Raw genomic sequence first — 6,124 nt, 5'->3', positions numbered from 1 at the left:
ATTGATCAACTGCTGTAGAAAGATGTCCATATCCGGTTCAGAACTTCTGGCCGTTGTGCGTTTGCAGGAATTGCGCCCTGCGCGACGGGACCGCGTCGGTAGCCAGCGCGTTTCGCTATCAATGCGGCGGGGGGGAGGAAAAAGAAAGGCGTATGACCGGCACAACCGCATCGCTGCAGTTGTGCCGGTTTGATCAGCAGACCCTGGCGGGTTAATTCTTCACGTAGTCGAGGAGGGTTTGCTTTCCACCAACGTACTTGTAAAGAGAAATCGTCCCGTGGACCAGATCGCCCTTCGCGTCGAACTGTGTCTGACCGAGAACGCCCTCATAGTTCGTCGCTGGCATTGCGGCAAGAATCCTGTCGGGGGCCGTCGAGCCCGCACGCTTCATCGCTTCGGCGATGACGTACACCGCGTCGTAAGCGAATGGCGAGTTCAGGACAGGGTGGGTCCCAAAGCGCTTTTCGTAGCGTTGCGTGAAGCCTGGACCCTTCGGCATCTTTTCGAGCGGCGAGCCTGCGATGGAGCAGATCACGTCATCGGCCGCATCGCCGGCAAGTTTCGACAGATCGTCAGCGCACAGGCCGTCGCCTGCGAGAATCTTCTGCGCCATGCCAAGCTGTTTGGCCTGCTTCGCGAACGGGCCGCCCGTCCCATCGAGACCGCCGTACATGATGATGTCCGGATGCTCGCCCTTGATCTTCGTGAGGATCGACCGGAAGTCGGTGGCCTTGTCGTTGGTAGCGTCGTGTGAGACCACCGAAAGACCGTCTGCCTTCGCGCGCTTCTCGAATTCATTGGCCAGTCCTTGCCCGTACGCGGTTGCGTCGTCGACGATCGCGACCGTCCTGACTTTTAGCGTCCGCGTCGCGTAATCGGCGAGGGCCGGCCCTTGCTGGGCATCGGTCGCAACCACGCGGTATGCGGTCTTGAAGCCCTGTTGCGTGTACGCCGGATTCGTTGCCGACGGCGAGACCTGCACGATGCCGGCGTCACTGTAGATTTTGGAGGCAGGAATCGTCGTTCCCGAATTCATGTGACCGACTACCGCCACGACTTTGTCGTCGACCAGCTTTTGCGCGACCTGCGTGGCCTGGCGCGGATCGCCAGCATCGTCTTCGGTGTCGAGAACCAGCGTGACTTTCTTTCCGCCGACGACAAGTCCCTTTTCGTTGATTTCCTCGACCGCGAGCCTTGCACCGTTCTCAGTGTCCTTGCCCAGATAGGAAGCCGGACCGGTGAGAGGCGCCACTTCACCGACCTTCACGGTTTCGTCGGCATGCGCCACCCCGGCAGAAACGGCGGCCAGCGCCCCCAGAATGCCAAAGGTCGTCGCACGGCGACCCAGTCTTTTGCTCTTGGTCATTGCATTACCTCATCGATAGTTATCTGCATCGAGGGCGATCCGCCGGATTGTCCCCGTCGCTTCCGTCCTTGTACCGCGCACCGTGTGGTCTGCGCTGGCGAGACAAATTTATGCGGACACAAACCGGCGGCATTGCACCGATTTGCCAGAAAATAGAAGAAATGCGACGGCGGCGAGGCGGGTCGCGCGGTCCTATAATGGCGTGATACTGATTATCCGCGCCGCCCATGTTTTCCTCCGACGATCCCCCGGCCAAGGCACCGCCAGCCCACGAACTGGTTGATCGGCTTGACTCACTTTCCACGGCACCGGAGTTGCCTCAGGGGCGTCCCGGCGCGGAGCTCAATGTCGGAATCCTGCTATGGCCGCGCTTTCCGCTCCTGTCGCTCGGCGGCCTTTGCGACGCGTTACGTCACGCTGCCGATCGCAGCGATCAGAGTCGTCAGTTGCGCTGTCTCTGGACGACGATCGGCGTGCACGACACCACCGTCGAATCGAGCTGCGGTATCGCTGTACCGGTGCAGGCGGCCTTTCCGGACGTCGGACAGTTCGACTACATCGTCGTTATCGGCGGCCTGCTGCCACATATCGGGAAGGTCGACAGGCGCTACTGGGACTATCTGGGCGTAGCTGCAGAAGCGGGCGTTCCGCTGGTCGGCATCTGCACGGGTAGTTTTGTCCTCGCCCATGCTGGGCTAATGCAGGATCACGTTGCGTGCGTGCACAGCTTTCACTTCGACGACTATCGGAACATGTTTCCCGGGTTACGCGTCGTCACGCATGCCGACTACCTCATCGACGGCGATCGCATCACTTGTGCGGGAGGAATCTCGGTCATCGAACTCGCCGCGCGGCTCGTCAATCTGCATTGCGGGCCCGACCGCGCATCGAAGGTGATTCATCAGATGACTGTCAGCCGGCAGGCCGGCGCCTCGTTCATCGAGCGCCGCCGCGCACTGGGCTACCTGTCGGTGGACGATGCAAACGTACGTCATGCCGCGCTGCTCATGGAGGAAAACCTCGAAGCGCCGCTCAACATCGCGGTGATCGCGAAGATGATTGGCACGAGCGTGCGTCAGTTGGAGCGGGCGTTCGTGGCAGAGATGAACGTGTCGCCGAATGAGTTCTATCGCGGTATGCGGCTACGCTACGCGCGCTGGATGCTGCTGAACACCGGGCGCAAGGTCACGGACATCGCATACGAATGCGGCTTCGCTGATTCCGCTCATTTCATCAGGGTCTTCCGCGAGACCTACGGCGTGACGCCGGGCAAGCTGCGCGGCTCGCGCACAGGTCCCACCGAAGCCTGAAGCTGTGCGGCGGCGGCGATGCGATCTTCGCGCACCCTGTCTGGCGGCGATTCGTTGTCGCGTTTCTTCTATTTTTTTGCTCATCGGTGCAATCCCCCCGGTGTCGCCTGGCTCAACATCCTGTTTCGTGCGAGTGCACCGTAAAACAGGGAAACAAGCGACATGCAGATTGCCGTATTGGGTGCTGGTGTCATTGGTCTGACGAGCGCCTATTATTTGAACCGGGCCGGACATCAGGTCATCGTCATCGAACGGCATGGTGAGGTGGCCACCGAAACCAGCTTCGGCAACGGTGGCCAGTTATCGTATAGCTACGTCGCACCACTGGCGGGGCCGGGCGTATTGTCGAAGCTGCCCGCGTGGCTCATCCGGCGGGACTCGCCGGTGCGTTTTCGACCATCCGTGAGTCGGGAGCAGTGGCTCTGGTGCCTAAAATTCGTGTTCGCCTGCACGCAACGGCGTAGCAATCTCACCACGCGCGAATTGCTCTCGCTCTCGTTCGCAAGCCGTGCGCTCATGCACCAGCTCCTGCGCGACGAACCCACTCTCGACTTCGACTTCCAGCACTCTGGAAAGCTCGTCCTGCATCGCGATGCTGCGGCGATGCAAGCCGCCATCAATCTGCTCAATTTCCAGCGCTCGCTCGGCTGCGAACAGGAGGCACTGTCTGCCGAAGAATGCGTCGCGCTCGAACCCGCGCTGGCTCATGTGCGCGAACGGATCGTCGGCGGCATCCATACGCGCAGCGAAGATACAGCCGATTGCCATCGCTTCAGCAAAGGTCTCGAAGCCATTTTGAGAGCGCGCGGCGTGCGGTTTGCGATGAATACGTGCATCGATGCACTGGAGGTCGCCAAAGGCGGACATATCGTAGCGCGCAGCAGTGACGGGGTGGTCGAGGCGGACCATGTCGTCGTGGCTGCCGGGGCCAGCGCAGCGCAACTGCTCCAGCCTTTGGGCCTCCACGTGCCCGTTTATCCGCTCAAGGGCTACAGCCTGACTTACCCGCTGGGACCCCAGGCAGTAGCACCGACATTGAGTGTCACCGACTTCGCCCGCAAAGTGGTCTATGCGCGTCTTGGCAACCGGTTACGAGTGGCGGGCATGGCTGACCTCGACGGCTACTCGCTAAAGCCGGATCCGTCGCGCGTTGCCGCGCTGCGTGCGGAGGCCGCCGCGCTGTTCCCGCAGGTCGTAGCCGATGACGTCGATGCGGCTGAGTGGACCGGATTGCGTCCGGCGACGCCCCAGGGCGCGCCGGTTATCGGGCCTACACGATATCCGAATCTCTGGCTCAACATCGGGCATGGTGCGCTCGGCTTCACGTTGGCCTCCGGGTCGGCCGCGTTGCTCACGGGCTGGATCGACGGAAAGCCTGACCCGTCGCTGGCCCGCCTTTTCTCGCTCGCTCAATGACCCGTGCAGCATGTGATGCACGGCTGTCTTCCATCAAAAGTTCCTCGAATCGATACCGAATGAAAGACAAGCCCAATATTGTAGTCATCGGCACGGGCGGTACGATTGCCGGCCGTGGCGCAAGCGCTGTCGACACTTCAGCCTACACATGCTCGGTGCTGGGCATAGACGAAATCCTGTCAGCCATTCCGGAAGCGTCGTCGCTCGCGAACCTGAGCGCCGAACAATTGCTCCAGACAGGTTCGGAGAATTTCAGCGGGCAGCATCTGCTCATGATCGGGAAGCGGGTATCGGAGGTGCTCAAGGACGACACGGTAAACGGCGTCGTTCTCACGCACGGCACCGACACCATCGAGGAAACCGCGTACTTTCTTCATCTGACGTTGAAGAGCACGAAACCCGTCGTCGTAGTCGGCTCCATGCGGCCGCCATCGGCGATGAGTTCCGATGCATCCCTGAATCTCTATGACGCGATTGCGGTAGCGATTCATCCGTCCTCGCATGGAAAAGGAGCGCTTGTCGTCGCAAACGAGGAAATCCACACCGCCCGGGACGTGACGAAGACAAACAGCTTCAAGCTCGAGGCGTTCCGCTCGCCCTATGGCGCGCTCGGTTACGTGACCCAGGGCAAGCCTCGCTACTACCGTACACCCTCGCGCGATCACACTGTATCCACTCCGTGGTCAATCGACGAGATCGAGACGCTGCCGAAAGTCGACGTCGTATATGCCCATGGTGCGCTCGAGAGCGAACTGGTCCGCGCCATTGCGGCTGACGCGAGCGGGCTTGTCTTTGCCGGCACTGGCAACGGCAACATCGCAGAACATATGGTCGAGCCACTGCGGGAGGCGACGCGTCGGGGGCTGCACGTGGTAAGGGCCTCACGCACAGGCAGCGGCGTGGTCATCCGCAACGGCGCGCAGCCTGACGACGACTATGACTGGCTCGTCGTCGACGATCAGCCACCTCAAAAAGCCCGCATTCTTTTGATGCTGGCGATGCTGGGTCACCCGGACGAGCGCCGCGCATTGCAGGCAGCCTTTTATCGCTTTTGAACTCTGCCAGGAAAACACAATGTACATAATCACTGACGAACACGTTCATCGACTCATCACGATGAGCGACGCCATCGAAGTGCTGCGCTCTGCGCTTGCTGAACAAGGCAGCAGGCAAGCGAAGATCCAGCCACGCGTGCGCACGCCCGGCGAAAACGTGTCGCTGAGTACCATGGGGGCAATCCTGCCCGGCGCTGGCGTGTGCGGTGCGAAGGTCTATTCGACGCACAAGGGAGTCTTCGATTTCGTGATTCCCCTGTTCTCTACGGATGACGGCAGATTGCTGTCCATCATCCACGGCGGAGCGCTCACGGAATATCGCACCGCAGCGGTGACCCGCATCGCGTTTGACGCATTCGGCCGTGCTGATGCAAAGGTTCTCGCGGTGTTTGGTACCGGTGCTCAGGCCAGAGCGCACATCCGGGCGCTTGTCGGGAAGTCGGGCATCGAGCGCGTTCTGATAGTCGGCATCGAGGGGGTGCAGGAAACGGTTGCGCAAATGCAGGCGCGTTTCACCAGCGTCTCCTTCGAGGCGTCCACAGTGGAGACGGCTGTGCAGGCAGCTGACATTGTCGTAACCGCTACACGCAGCACAGTCCCGCTTTTCGACGGTGCCGACCTCAAGCCGCGAACCTTCGTCGCAGCGATCGGGTCCAGCAAGCCGGGTGCGCGTGAAATCGACGATACGACGCTCTCCCGCGCGAGCATAGTCGTCGTCGAATCGCTTGAGCAGGCGCAAGAAGAGGCGGGGGACCTGCTGATGGCAGCGCCAGGTATCGTTGACTGGAGCAACGTTGTGGAACTCGGCGACATCATCGCCAATGGTGATGTTCGGGAGCGCTCGCCAGGCGATATAACCGTCTTCAAATCGCTTGGGATCGGGCTTGCCGACGTTGCGCTCGGTGAACTTGTCACGCGCAGGGCTGTGGCAGCGGTGGAACCTGGGGGCCAGGCAGTGACCGTTGATTGACGATAGT

General features: G+C 61.0%; 6 protein-coding genes. 5 read left to right on the top strand and 1 reads right to left on the bottom strand.

Translation table 11 applies throughout. The annotated features are described in order from the left end of the window. A partial coding sequence (locus tag BHE01S_RS38810; RefSeq protein ID WP_218000434.1) for a hypothetical protein occupies positions 1–193 on the top strand: 193 nt, incomplete at its 5' end. An 18-nt stretch (positions 194–211) separates the two neighbouring features. Here the strand turns inward: BHE01S_RS38810 and BHE01S_RS31345 are convergent. Then, the gene (locus tag BHE01S_RS31345; protein ID WP_084069436.1) at positions 212–1,366 is read right to left on the bottom strand and encodes a branched-chain amino acid ABC transporter substrate-binding protein; all 1,155 of its coding nucleotides are present in this window, start codon (positions 1,364–1,366) and stop codon (positions 212–214) included. A gap of 227 nt (positions 1,367–1,593) precedes the next feature. Between BHE01S_RS31345 and BHE01S_RS31340 the strand changes: the two genes are divergently transcribed. From BHE01S_RS31340 to BHE01S_RS31325, 4 genes are all read left to right on the top strand, one after another. Then, positions 1,594–2,676 carry a GlxA family transcriptional regulator gene (locus BHE01S_RS31340; RefSeq protein ID WP_042270958.1) on the top strand — a complete coding sequence of 361 codons (1,083 nt, stop codon included), beginning with the start codon at positions 1,594–1,596 and terminating at the stop codon, positions 2,674–2,676. A 162-nt stretch (positions 2,677–2,838) separates the two neighbouring features. Beyond that, entirely contained in the window at positions 2,839–4,092 is a 1,254-nt protein-coding gene (locus BHE01S_RS31335; RefSeq protein WP_042270956.1) for a D-amino acid dehydrogenase, read from the top strand. After that, positions 4,089–5,147, top strand: a complete 1,059-nt coding sequence (locus tag BHE01S_RS31330; RefSeq protein WP_084069434.1) for an asparaginase — start codon at positions 4,089–4,091, stop codon at positions 5,145–5,147. Before BHE01S_RS31335 ends, BHE01S_RS31330 begins: the two co-directional genes overlap by 4 nt. Positions 5,148–5,166: 19 nt before the next feature. Beyond that, a complete protein-coding gene (locus BHE01S_RS31325; RefSeq protein WP_042270952.1) occupies positions 5,167–6,117 on the top strand; it encodes an ornithine cyclodeaminase family protein in 951 nt (316 codons plus the stop codon). The last annotated feature ends 7 nt before the right edge of the window (positions 6,118–6,124 follow it).

The organism is Paraburkholderia heleia NBRC 101817, assembly GCF_000739775.1.
GTDB classification, from domain to species: Bacteria; Pseudomonadota; Gammaproteobacteria; order Burkholderiales; family Burkholderiaceae; genus Paraburkholderia; species Paraburkholderia heleia.
This window is presented reverse-complemented; position numbering and strand designations above follow the sequence as displayed.